Origin of the sequence: Streptomyces sp. NPDC098781, from assembly GCF_044759995.1 — a bacterium.
In the GTDB taxonomy this organism is placed as follows: domain Bacteria; phylum Actinomycetota; class Actinomycetes; order Streptomycetales; family Streptomycetaceae; genus Streptomyces.
On sequence record NZ_JBIWAK010000006.1, the window covers coordinates 457,136 to 473,707 of the forward strand.

At 71.0% G+C, this 16,572-nt stretch carries 17 protein-coding genes; 6 read left to right on the forward strand and 11 right to left on the reverse strand.

Annotated elements, in window-relative coordinates; translation table 11 throughout:
• Positions 1-6: 6 nt before the first annotated feature.
• From ACIQWG_RS26520 to ACIQWG_RS26530, 3 genes are read right to left on the reverse strand one after another with little or no spacing between them, the layout of a single operon-like run.
• Positions 7-1,485: an acyltransferase gene (locus tag ACIQWG_RS26520; RefSeq protein WP_404100186.1), complete on the reverse strand. Its 1,479-nt coding sequence runs from the start codon at positions 1,483-1,485 to the stop codon at positions 7-9.
• Positions 1,485-3,857 (reverse strand): bifunctional polysaccharide deacetylase/glycosyltransferase family 2 protein, encoded by a 2,373-nt coding sequence (locus tag ACIQWG_RS26525; protein WP_404100187.1) that lies wholly within the window; start codon positions 3,855-3,857, stop codon positions 1,485-1,487. Before ACIQWG_RS26525 ends, ACIQWG_RS26520 begins: the two co-directional genes overlap by 1 nt.
• A 19-nt stretch (positions 3,858-3,876) precedes the next feature.
• Positions 3,877-4,272: a hypothetical protein gene (locus ACIQWG_RS26530; protein WP_404100189.1), complete on the reverse strand. Its 396-nt coding sequence runs from the start codon at positions 4,270-4,272 to the stop codon at positions 3,877-3,879.
• A gap of 235 nt (positions 4,273-4,507) precedes the next feature.
• Here ACIQWG_RS26530 and ACIQWG_RS26535 point away from each other — a divergent pair, with 235 nt between their 5' ends.
• Positions 4,508-5,545 carry a chitinase gene (locus ACIQWG_RS26535; RefSeq protein ID WP_404100191.1) on the forward strand — a complete coding sequence of 346 codons (1,038 nt, stop codon included), beginning with the start codon at positions 4,508-4,510 and terminating at the stop codon, positions 5,543-5,545.
• A gap of 58 nt (positions 5,546-5,603) precedes the next feature.
• Here the strand turns inward: ACIQWG_RS26535 and ACIQWG_RS26540 are convergent, their stop codons facing one another.
• The 5 genes from ACIQWG_RS26540 to ACIQWG_RS26560 form a co-directional block, all read right to left on the reverse strand.
• Positions 5,604-6,209 (reverse strand): hypothetical protein, encoded by a 606-nt coding sequence (locus ACIQWG_RS26540; protein WP_404100192.1) that lies wholly within the window; start codon positions 6,207-6,209, stop codon positions 5,604-5,606.
• Positions 6,210-6,216: 7 nt separating this feature from the next.
• The gene (gene mqnC, locus ACIQWG_RS26545) at positions 6,217-7,416 is read right to left on the reverse strand and encodes a cyclic dehypoxanthinyl futalosine synthase (RefSeq protein WP_404100194.1); all 1,200 of its coding nucleotides are present in this window, start codon (positions 7,414-7,416) and stop codon (positions 6,217-6,219) included.
• A 92-nt stretch (positions 7,417-7,508) separates the two neighbouring features.
• Positions 7,509-8,234, reverse strand: coding sequence for a prepilin peptidase (locus tag ACIQWG_RS26550; RefSeq protein WP_404100196.1), 726 nt, complete (start codon positions 8,232-8,234; stop codon positions 7,509-7,511).
• 15 nt (positions 8,235-8,249) lie between these two features.
• The gene (locus ACIQWG_RS26555; protein WP_404100198.1) at positions 8,250-9,881 is read right to left on the reverse strand and encodes a serine/threonine-protein kinase; all 1,632 of its coding nucleotides are present in this window, start codon (positions 9,879-9,881) and stop codon (positions 8,250-8,252) included.
• Between the two features lie 112 nt (positions 9,882-9,993).
• The gene (locus ACIQWG_RS26560; protein WP_404100199.1) at positions 9,994-10,842 is read right to left on the reverse strand and encodes a menaquinone biosynthetic enzyme MqnA/MqnD family protein; all 849 of its coding nucleotides are present in this window, start codon (positions 10,840-10,842) and stop codon (positions 9,994-9,996) included.
• Positions 10,843-11,162: 320 nt separating this feature from the next.
• Between ACIQWG_RS26560 and ACIQWG_RS26565 the strand changes: the two genes are divergently transcribed.
• A complete protein-coding gene (locus ACIQWG_RS26565) occupies positions 11,163-11,366 on the forward strand; it encodes a cold-shock protein (protein ID WP_003992177.1) in 204 nt (67 codons plus the stop codon).
• 107 nt (positions 11,367-11,473) lie between these two features.
• Here ACIQWG_RS26565 and ACIQWG_RS26570 read toward each other — a convergent pair whose 3' ends face one another.
• Complete coding sequence (locus ACIQWG_RS26570) at positions 11,474-12,022, reverse strand: helix-turn-helix domain-containing protein (protein WP_404100200.1); 549 nt, start codon at positions 12,020-12,022, stop codon at positions 11,474-11,476.
• 82 nt (positions 12,023-12,104) lie between these two features.
• Here ACIQWG_RS26570 and ACIQWG_RS26575 point away from each other — a divergent pair, with 82 nt between their 5' ends.
• From ACIQWG_RS26575 to ACIQWG_RS26590, 4 genes are read left to right on the forward strand one after another with little or no spacing between them, the layout of a single operon-like run.
• Entirely contained in the window at positions 12,105-12,791 is a 687-nt protein-coding gene (locus ACIQWG_RS26575; RefSeq protein WP_404100201.1) for an AzlC family ABC transporter permease, read from the forward strand.
• A 14-nt stretch (positions 12,792-12,805) separates the two neighbouring features.
• Positions 12,806-13,102, forward strand: coding sequence for an AzlD domain-containing protein (locus tag ACIQWG_RS26580; RefSeq protein ID WP_404100378.1), 297 nt, complete (start codon positions 12,806-12,808; stop codon positions 13,100-13,102).
• A 25-nt stretch (positions 13,103-13,127) separates the two neighbouring features.
• The gene (locus ACIQWG_RS26585) at positions 13,128-13,370 is read left to right on the forward strand and encodes a hypothetical protein (protein ID WP_404100202.1); all 243 of its coding nucleotides are present in this window, start codon (positions 13,128-13,130) and stop codon (positions 13,368-13,370) included.
• Between the two features lie 27 nt (positions 13,371-13,397).
• Positions 13,398-14,045 (forward strand): class I SAM-dependent DNA methyltransferase, encoded by a 648-nt coding sequence (locus ACIQWG_RS26590; RefSeq protein ID WP_404100203.1) that lies wholly within the window; start codon positions 13,398-13,400, stop codon positions 14,043-14,045.
• On the opposite strand, the gene kstD is transcribed toward ACIQWG_RS26590, so the two are convergent.
• Both kstD and ACIQWG_RS26600 read right to left on the reverse strand, forming a co-directional pair.
• Positions 14,042-15,820 (reverse strand): 3-oxosteroid 1-dehydrogenase, encoded by a 1,779-nt coding sequence (gene kstD, locus ACIQWG_RS26595; RefSeq protein WP_404100205.1) that lies wholly within the window; start codon positions 15,818-15,820, stop codon positions 14,042-14,044. The genes ACIQWG_RS26590 and kstD overlap by 4 nt on opposite strands.
• The gene (locus tag ACIQWG_RS26600; protein WP_404100380.1) at positions 15,801-16,490 is read right to left on the reverse strand and encodes a DUF6817 domain-containing protein; all 690 of its coding nucleotides are present in this window, start codon (positions 16,488-16,490) and stop codon (positions 15,801-15,803) included. The genes kstD and ACIQWG_RS26600 overlap by 20 nt, the downstream gene beginning before the upstream one ends.
• Positions 16,491-16,572: the final 82 nt, after the last annotated feature.

Genomic DNA, 16,572 nt, shown 5'->3' on the forward strand with positions numbered 1-16,572 from the left:
ACGGCCTCACGGGCTCGCGGCACGCCCTCCCGGGAGCAGCACCGGCCTCTTCTTCCCGGCGACGTCCTCCACCCATCCGCACAGCAGCACGAACAGGGCGATCAGGATCCAGCCGATGCCGAACATGAACCACTGGCTCTCCAGCGGCAGGTACGTCTCGAACGCGGGCACGTTCCAGAACTGGTCGATCAGCGGGACGGCGAGGATCAGCGCGATCTCGTGCCAGAGATAGATCGTCACGGCACGGGAGTTGAAGATCGTGACGAGCCGGTCGAGCCGGCGGAAACGGGTGAGCCAGGCGAAGTCGACCGCGAACCGGGCCTTGGCGTACATCAGCAGCGTCACATAGCCGGCCGACCAGAGGGCCTGGGCGAGCGGGATGTCGTCCAGGTCGTAGGAGCCGGTCTCGGCCTGGTGCGTGAAGGCGTACCAGCCGCCGTAGCCGATCGCGGCGAGCGAGAGGACCACGACCGCGAACGGCTTGAGCCGCTGGAGCACACCGTCGCGGTGCGCGAAGCCGAGGATCCAGCAGAAGAGGAAGGTGGCCAGGTCGGTGAGGGCGCTGCCGAGGCGGTTGTCCGGCGGTTCCCAGGCGAAGTGGACGACCAGGATCGGGCCGAGTGACAGCAGCAGGACCGGGACCGGGGCCACCCGGAACACCTTGAGCAGCAGTGGGGACAGCAGGACGAACCAGAGATACGTCCGCAGGTACCAGAGGATTTCCCAGGCCTGCTCGCCCCACGCGTTGCCGGGCGGATCGCCGAGCGGCACGATCCAGTAGACGATCTGCCAGCCCGGCATCCAGTCGTGGATCAGCATCGCCACAACCACGAAGAAGCCCCAGAACCAGAAGGGCGGCAGCAGGCGGCGCATCCGGCTGCGCACCACCTTCAGCGCGGGGCGTTCCAGGGACTTCGCCATCAGCGTGCCGGCCAGGGCGAACATGACCCCCATCGAGGGGAAGACCATGCCGGCCCAGGCCCAGCCGAAGGTGTGGTAGGTGACGACACGGATCAGGGCGACCGCGCGCAGGGTGTCGAAGTACCGGTCGCGGCCCGGGGGCCGAGGCGGAGGCTTCTCCTCCTCCGCCCCGGCGACTGCGGGAGGTCCCGGCACCTCCGGCTCCGGTTCTGGCTCCGGCACCACCACCGGCAACGGGGCGGTCGCCTGCGCCGCTCCCTGACCGTACTCGGCGTACTCCTGCGCGTACGGCTGCTGCGCAGGAGGCTGCTGCGCATACGGCTCCTGCGCAGGAGGCTGCTGCGCATCCGGCTGTGGCGGAGACGACGGCTGCGGATGCCCCGAGTACCCGTGCCCCTGGCCGTATCCCTGGCCATATCCCTCCGGATATCCCTGCTGCGGATGCGGCTGCTGATAGGGCTGCTGATAGGGCTGCTGCTGATCCGGCTGCGGATACCCCGGTTGCTCATAAGGCCGCTGCTCGTACGGCTCCCGCTGATACCCCTGCTGCTGTTCCCAGCTCATCAGCTCACCCCGGCCGGCGTGCCCACCTCACCGGTGCGCTTCAGCTTCTGCCAGCGCAGACGGCCGCCGGTCATCGCCGTGATGCACGAGTGGATGAGGACCAGGTACATCATCTGGCGGTAGGCGAGCTGCTGGAGCGGCATCATCAGCAGATAGCGGTACTTCTCGCGGTCCAGGCGGAAGGCGTAGGCCGCACAGAACAACTGCACCGCCAGGACCGCCAGCCACGCCAGCAGGGCCGCCTTGAAATCGACGAAGATCATCGAGTACACGGTGAAGACGTCGATGAGCGGCGCGAAGACCGGCGTGACGATCTGGAAGATCACCACCAGCGGCATGCCCACCCGGCCGAAGCGGCCCGAAGGCCCCTTGTCCGTGAGGGACTTGCGGTGCTTCCACAGCGCCTGCATGGTGCCGTAGGACCAGCGGTAACGTTGCGACCACAGCTGCTTGAGCGAACCCGGCGCCTCCGTCCACGCGCGCGCGTGCTCCTGGTAGACGACCCGCCAGCCGGCGCGGTGCATGGCGATGGTGATGTCGGTGTCCTCGGCGAGGGTGTCCTCGCTCATGCCGCCGACCTCCAGGACCGCCTCGCGGCGGAAGGCGCCGATCGCGCCCGGGATGGTGGGCATGCAGCGCAGCAGGTCGTACATCCGGCGGTCGAGGTTGAAGCCCATCACGTACTCGATGTGCTGCCAGGCGCCGATCACGGTGTTGCGGTTGCCGACCTTGGCGTTGCCGGCGACCGCGCCGACCTCGCGGTCGGCGAAGGGCTGCACCAGCTGCCGTACGGTGTCCGGCTCGAAGACCGTGTCGCCGTCCATCATCACGACGATGTCGTAACTGGCGCTGCGCACACCGTTGTTCAGTGCGGCGGGCTTGCCCGCGTTCTCCTGGCGGATGACACGGACGTTGGTCATGCCGAGTTCGCGGGCCGCGTTCCGGGCGATCTCGGACGTGCCGTCCGTGGAGCCGTCGTCCACCACGATGATCTCGATGGGGTGGGTGCTCTTCGACAGCGATTCGAGGGTGTTGGCGATGCACTCCTTCTCGTTGTACGCCGGGACGATCACGCTCACCGGTTGATGGACCGGTGGTCCCCAGCTGAACCGGCGTTTGTTGCGCTGCCGGTAGTGGCGCCGGGCGAGGAGCAGCATCATGCCGAAGCGGCCCATGACGGCGACGCCGACGACAAGGAGGCCGACCGACAGCACCGGCACCGTCCATTCGGCGACGGCGACGGCACCGATCAGGGCCTTGCCCTCGTACAGGGTCGCGCCGGTGGCCTCGCGGTGGGCGGCCTGGAGGTCGGAGGTCCCCGTGCCCGCGCCCGCACCCACCGCGCCGGTCTGCCCGTTCGGGCCACCCTGACCCTGCGGCGCCTGGCCGCCCGGCTGCTCACCGCCGTCCTGCACGCCACCGGCCTGCACGCCACCCGTCTGCACGCCACCGGTCTGGGCGGCACCGGCCTGCTGCCCGCCGTTCGCCGCCTCGTCCTTCTGGATCGCGCCGCTGATCGTGGTGAAGGTGTAGCCCTTCGCCTTCATCTTCTCGATGTACGTCGGCAGCGCCTTGATCGTCTGCGACCGCTCGCCGCCCGCGTCGTGGAACAGCACGGACGCGCCCTCGCCGTCCTCCGGCGTGGCCCACTTGATGATCTTCGAGACGCCCGGCCGCTTCCAGTCGTCGCTGTCGGTGTCGATGAAGACGCTGGTGTAGCCCTCTTCGCCGAGCTTCTTGTAGACGGGCCAGCTGTAGTTGTCGATGGCGTCCGTCTCCGAGGAGTACGGCGCCCGGAACAGCGTGGTCGTGATGCCGGCCGCGCCCGCCAGCGCCAGCTGGGTCTGCTGCATCTCGCGGTTGACCCGGGCGTCGCTCTGGTAGGAGAGGTCGACGTGGGTGAAGGTGTGGATGCCCACCTCGTTGCCCTGCTCGACCATGTCCCCGACGATCGACGGATAGCGCGAGACCATCGAGCCGACCACGAAGAAGGTGGCGGGGATGTCGTACTTCTTCAGGATCGCCAGGACCTGCGGCGTCCAGGTGGGGTTCGGACCGTCGTCGAAGGTGAGCGCGATGGTCTTCTCCGGCACGGACACCGTGGTGGCCTGACCGCCCCGGAAGGTGAGGATGGGCCCGCCGTCGAGGACCTTGTCGGGAACCTTGCTGGCGCTGGCGCCGGTGCGCACCCGCTGGTCGCCGCCGACCTCGGCACGGAGATAGCCGTCCAGCAGCATGACGCTGGTCAGCGCGAGCAGGAGCAGTCCGGCGAGGATCACCCGGGGCTTTTGCAGGGCCGCTGCCCTGCCCGCCACCCGCTCGATGCGGGAGGGGGCGCGGCGGCGGCGACGTGAGGGCGTCGTCGTGGTCATGAGTGGCGCTGCGCTCCGGTCAGTTGGCGGACGAGTCGGCGGACGCGGACGGGACGGGGGTGCCCGAGGGCGGCGCCGTGGGGGTGCCGCTGGGCGGGGCGACCGGGTTGCCCACGCCGCCCTGGGGCTCGTTGCCGGGGCCCCCGCCGCCGGGGCCGCCCTGACCGTTCGCGAAGGGCAGCAGCTGGGACGGGTTCAGCGAGATGCCGACGCCCATGAAGGCCATGCCCAGCACCACCGCGTAGCCGAGGCAGGCGACGCCGAGGAGCAGGCCGAGGCGCCGCAGCAGCTTCGAGCGGCGTCCGGAGTTGTCAACGAACACGGGCCCCTCTGCGGACCCGTTGCCGCGTTTGCGGCGGCGACCGCGCGCACGGCGTACGGCGGCGCGGTTTTCGATGGCAGGCTCGGAATGCATTCCCCGGATGTTAGGGAGCCTTTATGTGCACCCGGCTCCCTTTTTATGTGAGGCGCCCATGAGAAACGCCTTAACCTGTACGTTTCCTGAGAGTTTCTGCGAACAAGGGCGCACTTCACAGCGATGTGAGAGGAGTTGGAGATCCGGGCCCGGCGGACTGTGAGACATTTGCGCCCCGGGCACGTATGCCATTTCTCAGCCTGAGACAGAAATCACGAAAGCGGGTACGGACGCAATGCGGAGTTTCCTGACGGCGACGGCCGGGCTCACCTGCATGTTTGCACTGGCCATCACGGGGTGCTCCGCGGGCTCCGACGACACGGCCGACGCGGCGCCGCCGGCGCCCTCCTCGACTCCGTCGCAGGCCGAGGCGTCGCCCTCCGAGAGCGCCTCGTCGAGCACGTCGTACGCCCCCTACGTCAGCTCGACCGGGGCCTCCGCCAACGACTCCGCCGGCTCCCCGTCGACGTACAACCTGGCCTTCGTCATCTCGGACGGCAGCGACTGCACGCCCAAGTGGAACGGCACGACCGCCCTCGCCGACTCGGCGGTGAAGTCCCGTATCGCCAAGCTCACTCAGGACGGCGCCTCCGTCCGGGTCTCCTTCGGCGGGGCCTCCGGCAAGGAGCTGGCGGCGAGTTGTGACAGCGCGTCCGAACTGGCCGAGGCGTACGGGAAGGCACTCGACGCGGCGGGTTCCTCGAAGGCCGACTTCGACATCGAGGGCGACGAGCTGACCGACTCCGACTCGGTGGACCTGCGTGCGGAGGCGATCGCCCTGCTACAGAAGGAACGAGCCGATCTGGAGGTCTCGTTCACGCTGCCGGTGATGCCGTCGGGGCTGGACGCGGACAGCGTGGCGCTGCTGGAGTCGGCCAACGAGCACGACGTCCAGGTCTCCACCGTGAACATCATGACGATGAATTACGGCGAGTCGTACACCGGTGACATGGGTGATTACGCGGTCACATCGGCGAAGGCCGTGCACACGCAGCTGAAGGAGATTTTCGGTACGTCGGACGCGACCGCGTGGAAGGCGATGGCGCTCACCTCGATGCTCGGTGTGAACGACGTCGACAAGGAGACGTTCTCGCTCGACGACGCGGCGGAAGTGCGGGAGTTCGCCGAGGAGAAGGGAATCGGGTGGGTGTCGATGTGGGCGACGTTCAGGGATCAGCAGTGTGGTGAGGATTCGTCCTCGGATGACGCGCTGACCAATTGCAGCGGGGTGGATCAGGAGGACGGGGCGTTCGGGGAGGCGTTCGCGGGGTGAGCGCGCCCCAAGAAGGTCGCTCAACTCACCGTAAGAGTCGCTCAACTCACCGCTCAGCTCACCGCCGTCGGTACACCAGCCGACCGTCCACCACCGTCGCGACACACGTCCCCGCGCCCCGCTCCGCCAGTTCCGCCTCGTCCTGTACGTCGAACACCGCGAACCGAGCGGCCGAGCCCTGCTCCCTGGCCGCCGCGAACTCCACCGGCACCCCGGCGTCGTACGGATCCAGCGCCGGCGTCCCGCCGGGCCGCCCGAGCCGGCCGACGACCCCCAGCCCCGATCGCTGCACCGCGTCCCGTACCGCCCGGTTGGCGAGCGGCTCGCAGGCCGCCGCGACCGTGCCGTGCGCCAGCATGCGCTGCACACCCCGCCGCGCGCTCGCACCCCAGCGGCCGTCGTCCATCGCGAGCGCCGCCAGGTCGGCCCCGGTCAGCGGCACGGTGCCCAACTCCTGCGCCTCACGCGGATCCGGGTGGTACGCCTCCTCCAGCAGCTCGTTGCCGTGGAGGTTGATCAGTCCGGGCGTGAGGATGCCCGGCCACTGCCGCACCCGTGCGCCCGGACGGGCGGCGAGGAGTTCCTCGAGCGGTCGCGCGTCCGCGATCCACGCGCCCTCGACGGCGAGCGCCCGGCCCCTGGAGTCCGCGTGGATCGTCAGCACGCGCGCGTCAGTTGGAGGCGAGGATCTTCAGCTCGGGGTGGGCCGTGCCACCCTCGATCGCCGTGGAGGAGATGTGGGACATCACGCGCGCGTCGGCCGGGTCGTTCGCCGGGTCGTCGTGGACGACGAGGTGCTCGTACGTCGTGGACCGCTGGGCCGGGACCCGCCCCGCCGTACGGATCATGTCGATCATTTCCTGGAGGTTGGAGCGGTGCTTGGCTCCCGCAGCCGAGACGACGTTCTCCTCCAGCATGACCGAGCCGAGGTCGTCCGCGCCGTAGTGCAGGGTCAGCTGACCGGCGTCCTGGCCTGTGGTCAGCCAGGAGCCCTGGATGTGGGCGATGTTGTCCATGAAGAGCCGGGAGATCGCGATCATCCGCAGGTACTCGAAGATCGTGGCCTGGGTGCGGCCCTTCAGATGGTTGTTCATCGGCTGGTACAGGTAGGGGATGAAGGCGCGGAAGCCGCCCGTGCGGTCCTGCACGTCACGGATCATCCGCAGGTGCTCGATGCGCTCGGCGTTGGTCTCGCCGGTGCCCATCAGCATGGTGGAGGTGGACTCCACGCCCAGCCGGTGAGCCGTCTCCATGATCTCCAGCCAGCGCTCGCCGGACTCCTTGAGGGGCGCGATCGCCTTGCGGGGGCGCTCGGGGAGCATTTCCGCGCCGGCCCCCGCGAAGGAGTCGAGACCGGCGGCGTGGATGCGCTGGATCGCCTCCTCCACGCCCACCTTCGAGATCCGCGCCATGTGCTCGACCTCGCTCGCCCCCAGGCTGTGGATGACGAGCTGCGGGAACTCCTTCTTGATGGCGGCGAAGTGCTTCTCGTAGTACTCGACGCCGTAGTCCGGGTGGTGGCCGCCCTGGAACATGATCTGGGTGCCGCCCAGTTCGACGGTCTCCGCGCAGCGGCGCAGGATGTCGTCCAGGTCGCGGGTCCAGCCCTTGTCCTTGGCGGTGGGCGGCGCGTAGAAGGCGCAGAACTTGCACGCCGTCACACAGACGTTCGTGTAGTTGATGTTGCGCTCGATGATGTACGTCGCGATGTGCTCGGTGCCCGCGTACCGGCGGCGGCGTACGGCGTCGGCGGCGGCGCCCAGCGCATGCAGCGGGGCGTCGCGGTACAGGTCCAGCGCTTCCTCGGGGGTGATGCGCCCGCCCTCGGCGGCACGGTCGAGCACAGACTGGAGGTCGGCCTTCTCGGTCACCGGAGCGTCCCTTTCGTCAAGGGTTGTGGACGGGTCCGTCCGGACGTGGGCGGACCGAACCAGCCTACGCCAGGCCCTTTGCGCGGCGGACGTCAGGCCGCGTACGCCCCGATCAGGAGCCCCACGAACGCCCCGCCGAGCAGGAACGGCCCGAACGGCAGGGCCGACTTGCGCCCCGCCCGCCGCAGCAGGACCAGCCCCCAGCCGTACAGCGCCCCGAGCAGGAACCCGGCGAAGGTGCCGAGCATCACCGTGGACCAGCCGTACCAGCCCAGTGCCGCCCCCGCCCCGAGCGCGAGCTTCACATCGCCGAAGCCCATGCCGCCCGGGTTGATCAGGTGCAGCACGAGGTAGAAGGCGCCGAGCGCGAGCGAGGCCCACAGTGCCGTCGGCCAGTCGCCGGCGTGTTCCGGCACCAGCGCGACGACTCCGAGCAGCCCGAGCGCGGCGCCCGCGAGCGGCAGGGTCAGCACGTCGGGCAGCCGCCGCACCCGCAGGTCGACGAGGGCGAGCAGCACGCCGACCGGGGTGAGCAGCAGCCAGACGGCGAGTTCGGGACGGGTGTCGGTGGCGGCGGCGAGGGCGGCGCACAGGAGGGCGGTGACGAGGGCGACGAGCGGGGCGCCGGGGCCGTACCGCTCGGCACACCGCGCGCAACGGGCCCGTCCGAGCCAGCCCCGGAGGCGGTGGCCGTCCGGACATCGGGTCCGCCACTCCTCCTCCGGGTCCACGGAGAACCGGTAGGCGGCCCGCGGCAGCAGCGCACCCGCCGCCGCGCCGCACAGCCCGGCCACAAGGACCACGGCGAACGTGCTCACGCCCACGTGCGCCCCCTACCGGACCTTCGACAACCGGGCCTCGGGGTTCCCCTCGTCACTGCTCTCGGAGCGGTACACGAGGTCGTCCCCGGCCGGCGTGATCCGCACGGTGTGCGGCGTCGGGTTGCAGCCGCCGTGGTTGGTCTTGCGGCCCACCGACGTCACGACGAGCTCCTTGGCCGTCGCCTTCTTCAGGGTCAGTACGTCGTTGCAGACGCCGCCGAGCAGGTCGGTCTGGCGGAGGGTGCCCACCTCGTCGCCCACCTCGGCCTTGTGCAGGGTGAGTCGGAAGGTGCCGGCCGGCAGGGTGCCGTTCAGGGCACTGGCCTTTCCTTCCCAGGTGCCGAGGTACCGGGCGGGGACGGACCCGGCCGCAGTGGTGGCGCCCTGGCCAGGTGTCTGGGACGGCGCCGCGTCGGAACCCGCGTTGCTGTCCCGCTCCCCGCCCGGCAGCAGGTCGAACAGGAACACCGACCCCACGGTCACCGCCGCCAGCGCCCCCGCGACGGCCAGCGCCACCGTGCAGCTCATCCGCCGTCCGCGGCCGCCCTCGCCCGGCGTCGAGGTGGCCGCGACGGAGACGGAGAGCTTGCCCGGGCCGTGGTCGGACGTGGGGGCCGTGTCGTGCGGGACGGCGTCACGCGGTTCGGGTACGGGGGCGGGAGTTCCGTGCGGCGGCGGCGGCCCGAACTCCCCGACCGTCGCGGGCCGGCTGAAGGCCACCGGACCCGAGCGGACGTCGACGTGGTCCCCGGCCTCCAGGTTCAGCAGCCGCACCGCCCCACGACTGACCTGCTCGACCAGCGCCCCCGGCAGCCAGCCGCCCGCGACCAGCCGGGCCGCCCCGTCCGGAGCAAGCCGCCGGGCCACCTCGCCCGGGGTGGGCCGCACGCCGGGGTCCTTCGCCAGACAAGCAGCCACCAGGTCCCGCAACTCGTCGTCCAGCGCGTCGAGTTCGGGCTCCTCGTGAACGACCTTGTAGAGCAGCGCCGCCGACGAGTCCCCGGAGAAGGGCGGCTCCCCGGTCGCCGCGTACGCCAGCACCGCGCCCAGCGAGAAGACGTCCGCCGCGCCCGTGGCCCCCTTGCCGATGATCTGCTCGGGCGACATGTATCCGGGGGAGCCGATCGAGACGCCGGTCGACGTCAGGGAGGCGGTGCCGTCCATGGCCCGTGCGATGCCGAAGTCGATGAGCAGGGGGCCGTCCAGGGTCAGCAGCACGTTCGACGGCTTCACGTCCCGGTGCACCAGGCCCAGTTCGTGGACCGCCGCCAGCGCCTCGGCGAGCCCCGCGCCCAGCGCCCGTACCGAATGCGCGGGCAGCGCACCGGCGTCCGCCACCGCGGACGCCAGCGAGGGTCCCGCCGCGTACGCCGTGGCCACCCACGGCACCGCCGCCTCCGGATCGGCGTCGAGCACGGGCGCCGTCCACGCGCCGCCCACCCGGCGCGCCGCCGCCACCTCGCGGCGGAAGCGGGCGCGGAACTCCTCGTCGAGGGCGAAGTGCGGATGCACGATCTTGACGGCGACCGTACGGCCGCCGGCGCTGCGCCCCAGGTACACCCGCCCCATGCCGCCGGAGCCAAGCCGGCCGAGCAGCCGGTACGGCCCGACGACCGTGGGCTCGTCGACTCCGAGCGGCTGCATCGGCGTCCACCCCTCCCCCGTACGGCCCCATGGGCACTCGTATGCAGCAGTGGAACTGCCCCAGCAGACTAGTCCGGAAGCACCCCACCCATTCCGGCCGCGGCGAATCCGCTCACCGCTGGAGCAGTTCCACCTTCACATCCGCCGGAAATCCTGTCGTCGGCCCCACCCGCCGCGCGAACTCCGCCACCGCGGCCAGCTGCGGACCGCCGAAACGGAAGTCGAGGGTCGTGAAATACCGCGCCAGCACCTCTTCGTCGAACGCCTCCCAGCGGGCCGCCTGCTCGGCGACCTTGCCGACCTCCTCCAGGGAGAGGTTGCGGGAGTCGAGGAAGGCCTCGTGGACCTGGCGGGTGATGGCCGGCTCGCGCTCCAGATAGTCCCGGCGCGCCGCCCAGACCGCGAAGACGAAGGGCAGCCCGGTCCACTCCTTCCAGAGCGAGCCGAGGTCGTGCACCTCGAGGCCGAAGCGCGGGCCGTCCAGCAGGTTCGCGCGCAGGGCCGCGTCGCCGATCAGTACGGCCGCCTCCGCCTCCTGCATCATCAGGCTGAGGTCGGGCGGGCAGGTGTAGTAGTCCGGCTGGACGCCGTAGCGCTCGGCGAGCAGCAGCTGGGCGAGGCGCACGGAGGTGCGCGAGGTGGAGCCGAGGGCGACCCGGGCGCCGTCGAGGCGGTCCAGCGGGACCTGCGAGACGATCACGCAGGACATCACCGGGCCGTCGCAGCCGACCGCGATGTCGGGGAAGGCGACCAGGTCGTCGGCGTTGCGCAGGAACTCGACGAGGGTGATCGGGCCGATGTCGAGGTCGCCCCGCACCAGCCGCTCGCTGAGCTTCTCCGGTGTGTCCTTGGTGAGCTCGAAGTCGAGCAGGGTGCCCGTCCTCGCAAGGCCCCAGTACAGGGGCAGGCAGTTCAGGAACTGGATGTGGCCTACGCGCGGCCGGGTGCGAGAATTGTCCACATCGCGAGGCTAGACCCCATGAGGTAGCGTGCAGCCTTCAGGGGGGCGACTCTCCGGTGACACCCAGGTCACCGCCTCACCGTCAATCCCGACACGGCGATTCAAACGTCCGGGTGACGTGATCTTGACCTCTATTGCTTTCGGCTGCCCGCGTGCTAGGCTCGCCGCAAGTTGCAGTTTGGTTTCCCTTGCAGTACAGAGCCTGCGGAGCATGTAACCGCGGGCTCTCGTCGTTTTCAGACGTATGCAGTTGTGCGGCACTTGTTTTCACACTTGCAGGGTTCTGGAGCAGGGCAACCCTTTGGGCCCAAGGAGGGCTTATGGCTACCGGAACCGTGAAGTGGTTCAACGCCGAAAAGGGCTTTGGCTTCATCGCCCAGGAAGGCGGCGGCCCCGACGTCTTCGTTCACTACTCCGCGATCAACGCGAGCGGCTTCCGTTCGCTGGAGGAGAACCAGCAGGTCTCCTTCGACGTGACCCAGGGTCCGAAGGGCCCGCAGGCGGAGAACGTCACCCCCGTCTGATCATTCGGTCTCGGAGCCTGGTGCTTTGATCCGGAACAGATAGCAGTACCCAAGGAGCCCCGCGCCGCAAGGCAACGGGGCTCCTGCCTTTTGCCCTTGCGGGCGTCCTAGACGTGCTGCATCACCAGGACGAAGGTCGTCCCGGTGGCCAGCGCCTCGTACGAGTGCGGCACATCCCCTCGATACGACATGTAGTCGCCGGGACCCAGCTCGACCTCCTCGCCCCGGGGCCCCGCCTTCACCCGGCCCGCACCGACGATCAGGTGCTCCACGGTCCCCGGAATGTGCGGCTCCGACTCGCGGGCCGCGCCCGGCTCCGCGCGCAGGTGGTAGATGTCCCGGCGGGCGCCGGGCGGGCTGGCGGAGAGCAGCGTGGCCACGTAGTCCGCCCGCTCGGAGGCCACCGTGGGGCCCTCGCCCGCCCGGATCACCTGAACGGCCGGGGCCGGCGGCTCGACCAGCGCGCTGAACGGCACTCCGAGCGCGACGCCCAGCGCCCACAGCGTCTCCACACTGGGGTTCCCGCCCCCCGTCTCCAGCTGGGAGAGCGTGGACTTCGCGATCCCCGCCCGTTTCGCCAGCTCGGACAGGGACAGTCCGGCCCGGGTGCGCTCGCGGCGCAGGGAGGCGGCGATCCAGGTGAGGGGCTCGCTCATGCGCTTCACTTCCCGTCGTTCGCTCTACAGGTACGTTCGTTCGCCTTGACGAACAGACGCCCGGGTGTTCATTCTGGAAAACATGCGTTCGCTTCTCCGAACACCGATGATGGCACCTCTGGTCCGCGACAGCGCACTCGTCTGGCTGGCCGGCGGCGTCGTCGGCGTCTCCTTCGGCGCGATCGCCGTGGCCGGCGGGCTGCCGGTCTGGGTGCCGGTGGTGATGTCGCTGATCGTGTACGCGGGCTCGGCGCAGTTCAGCGCGGTCGGTGTACTGCTGGCCGGGGGCGGGCCGTTCGCCGCCGCGGCGACCGGGCTGCTCCTGAACACCAGAACGGCGGCCTTCAGCCTCGCCGTGGCGGACGTCTTCGGCGGCCGGGGCCGGTTCGCCCGTTTCCTCGGCGCCCACCTCGTCACCGACGAGACCGTGGCCTTCACGCTCGCCCAGCGCGACCCCCTGCGACGCCGGGCCGCGTTCTGGGTGAACGGGCTCGGCCTGTTCGCCGCCTGGAACGTCGGCGTCCTCGCCGGCGCCCTGGCCGGGACCGCGCTCGGCGACACGGCGACCTACGGACTCGACGCCGCCTTCCCGGCCGTCCTGGTGGCACTGGTGCTGCCGGCCCTGCGCACGGACGCCCGGGTACGGCGGTGCGCCTTGCTCGGCGCCGCGCTCGCCCTCGCGGTGACACCGGCCGTCCCGGCCGGGGTGCCGGTGCTGCTGGCGTTGGCCGGGCTGGTCCTGTACGGCCGTAAGGAGGTGACGGCGTGAATGCCACGGTCGCCATGGTCATGGCGCTGGCGGTGGGGACGTATGCCTTCCGGCTGGTCGGCCCGGCGCTGCACGGGCGGGTCGAGCTGCCCGCGCGGATGCGGGAGCTGCTGGCGGCCGCCGCGGTGGTGCTGCTCGTCGCACTGCTGGCGACGGGCGGACTGACGGAAGGCGGCGGCTTCGCGGGCTGGGCGCGGACGGCCGGGGTGCTGGTCGCGGGCGTACTGGCGTGGCGGCGGGCGCCGTTCCCCGTGGTGGTGCTGGGGGCTGCCGGGGCCGCCGCGCTGCTGCGGGCGGTGGGGCTCGGGTGAGCGGTCCTCGTGGGAACATCGCCGGGTGACGAACGGTGAAGAGAGCGACCGGGCCGACGGCGGCGGGACGTCCGCAGGCCAGGAGTCGGCGGTGGGCCTCTCCGTCGGGCTCTGCCTCGGCACGGCCATCGGCCTCGTGTTCGGGATGACCCTGTTCGACAACCTGGGGCTCGGACTCGGGCTGGGGATGTGTCTGGGCCTCGCCGTCGGGGCTGCCATCGGCGCCCGCCGGGTGCGCACCGGCGAGCGGAAGGACCCGGGCGAGTAGCGACCGGCTTCGCTAGGGTTCGCGGCCATGACCGAAGCCGACTTCCTCACCACCACGCGCACCTTCTACGACGCCATCGCCGAGGACTACGCGACCCTCTTCCAGGACGAACTCGCGCAGCGGCCCCTGGAGCGGGCGATCCTGGCGGTGTTCGCCGAACTCGTCGACGGGGACGGCCCGGTGGCCGACCTGGGCTGCGGTCCGGGCCGCACGACCGGCCGGCTCGCCGCGCTGGGGCTGCCCGTGTTCGGGGTCGATCTGTCGGAATCGATGCTCGCGATCGCCCGGCGCGAGAACCCGGGGCTGCGTTTCGAGCGGGGCTCGATGCTGGAGCTGGACGTCGCCGACGGCACGCTGGACGGAGCGCTGTCCTTCTACTCGTCCATCCACACTCCGGTGGACCGGCTCCCGGACCTGTTCGCCGAGTTCCACCGTGTGCTGGCCCCGGGCGCGCCCCTGCTCGTCGCCTTCCAGGCCGGCGACGAACACCGGCACCACGACCGGCCGTTCGGCCACCCGGTCGCGCTCACCTTCCAGCGCCGCCGCCCCGAGGACGTCGTCGAGCTGCTGTCGGCCGCCGGTTTCACACTCGTCTCCCGTACGGTCCGTGAACCGGACCCGGCACTCGACGAGACGTCCGCGCACGCCTTCCTGATCGTCAGGAAGCCGCGCTAGAGCGCCCCCGCCAGATCCTTCGCCGCGATGTACCCGAACGTCATCGCCGGACCGATCGTCGAACCCGCGCCCGCGTAGCTGTGCCCCATGACGGCCGAGCTCGCGTTCCCGGCGGCGTACAGCCCCCGGATCACCGAGCCGTCCTCCCGCAGCACCCGGGCGCGGGCGTCCGTGACCAGTCCGCCCTTGGTGCCGAGGTCGCCCGGGACGATCCGGAAGGCGTGGTAAGGGGGCAGCCAGAGCGGGGCCAGACAGGAGTTCGGCAGCACGTACGGGTCCGTGTAGTAGTGGTCGTAGGCGCTGTCCCCCCGGTGGAAGTCGGTGTCCTTCCCCTTCAGGGCCTGTGCGTTGAAGCGGTCCACCGTGCTGCGCAGGGCCGCGCCGGGCACGCCGATCGAGGCGGCGAGCCCGTCCAGGGTCCAGGCCTTGTGCGCGGCGCCCGAGTTGTACCAGTCGGCGGGGAACGGCAGTGCCGGCAGGACGTCCTTGAAGAGGTAGCGGTTGCGGTAGTGCTGGTCGACGATCAGCCAGGACGGGATGGCGGGGCTGGTGTCGTGCACGTCGTACATCGTGTGCACGACGTCGCTGTAGGGCGCGGCCTCGTTCACGAAGCGAGCGCCGGCCGAGTTGATCAACAGGCCGCCGGGCAGGGTGCGTTCGGCCAGGCAGAAGTACGGCTGGCCGGGGAGCGGGATCGCCGGGCCCCACCAGGCGTCGTCCATCAGGCCGAGCGCGGCTCCGAGGCGCTGCCCCGCCCGGATGCCGTCGCCGGTGTTCTCCTTCGCGCCGACCGTCCAGTCCGTGCCGATGGGCTGACGCTGATACTGCGCGCGCATCGCCGCGTTGTGCTCGAAGCCGCCCGAGCCGACGATCACGCCCCGGCGGGCGCGGACCAGGCCGGGGCCGCCGTCCCGGGTGACGACCGCTCCGCCGACGGCACCGCCCTCGACGTACAGGTCGGTCAGCGGTGTGCAGAGCCACACGGGCACCCCCGCCGACCGCAGCCCCAGCCGCAGCCCGGCCGCCAGCGACTGCCCCATGGTCAGCGGCTTCTCCCCGCGCAGGGCCGCCGCCGTACCGCGCGCGAGGCACTGCGCGGCGACGGCGGCGCCCTTGGCGTTCACCGCGGCCAGGGCCAGCCACTTGTAGTCGGCGCTGAAGACGACCATGCCGGCGGGCACGTCCATGTACGGCGGGTTCAGCCGCGCCAGTTCGGCGCCCAGGAGGTTGCCGTCGAGCTGGTCGGGCTCGATGGAACGGCCGTTGGGGAGGCCGCCGGGCAGCTCGGGGTAGTAGTCGCTGTACCCCTCCATCCAGCGGAACCGCAGAGGGCTGTGCGCCATGACGGAGGAGAGCATCGCGGGGCCGTGCGCGAGGAAGGCCCGCTGCCGCTCCGCCGGGACGTCGGGGCCTACGACGGCGGCGAGATAGGTGGCGGCCTTGGCGGGTGTGTCCGGGACCCCGGCCGCGAGGATCACGGAGTTGTTCGGGATCCAGATCCCTGCACCGGACCGCGCGGCGGACCCTCCGAAAGTGGCCGCCTTCTCCAGCACCACACAGCTCAGGCCCTGCCCGGCGGCGGTCAGGGCGGCCGTCATACCGGCGGCTCCGGAGCCGATGACCACCACGTCGTAGGTGCCGAGGAGGGGCAGGTCGGCGGCTCGGGCCGGCGCCTGGGCCGTTCCCACGGCGCCGAGAGCCGCGGCCGTACCCACGGCGCCCGCGGCGAGGACGCGTCTTCGCGAGGGCCGCGCGTCAGTGGTCCTGGTCGTCATGGTCGCCGCTCCCGCCTGCACCGCCCAACTGTCCTGACGATGTGTCAGAAAGGTGAATGTGGCTCGATCGCCCTGTGAAGTCAAGGCCCAGACAGTCGTTCCAGGCCGACCCGCTCAACAACGGCCGGAAGCGGCGGAACAGGGTGAGCAGATCGGCGCCGTACCGCTCGCGGAAGGCGGGATCGTGGTCGGCGAGGTCGAGTTCGTTCGCGGCGGTGAGCTCGGCGAGGTCGCGGCGCAGGGCCATGTCGGGTGTGTGCGAGCGACCGGTGAAGCGATCACGGAAGAACGCGTCTTGGTCCACGAGGGTCGGATGGACGACCGCGCGGTCACAGGCGGCGTAGAAGTACACGATCGACTCCGCCTCCGCGCCGATCACGTCCGTCAGCCGGGCGCGGTCGTCGAGGGACAGCAGGGCGGTCGGGAAGCCGTCGGTGCCGTAGCACGCGTGGCAGAGGCCGGCGAGCTGGACGGCCGGGCGGGCGTTCCAGGTGGCGAGGCGGGTCCGAACGCGGCGCAGATGAGCAAGGAGGGTGCCGCCGGGATGCGGGACGTCCGCGGCGCCGAGCCGCTCCAGCAGGGATTCGGCACGAGCTGTGGGTGTCGGCACAGGCCGTCCTTTCGGGCGCGTCCGGTTGTCCGGGTCGGCACCCGCCCCCTCCCCCGCCATGGTCCGGACTCCGGCGGGGGCGAGGAGCGGGTTGCCGCCCTGGGCCCGTTCAGGATCGTCGTGCATCGGGCAAAGCCCAGTC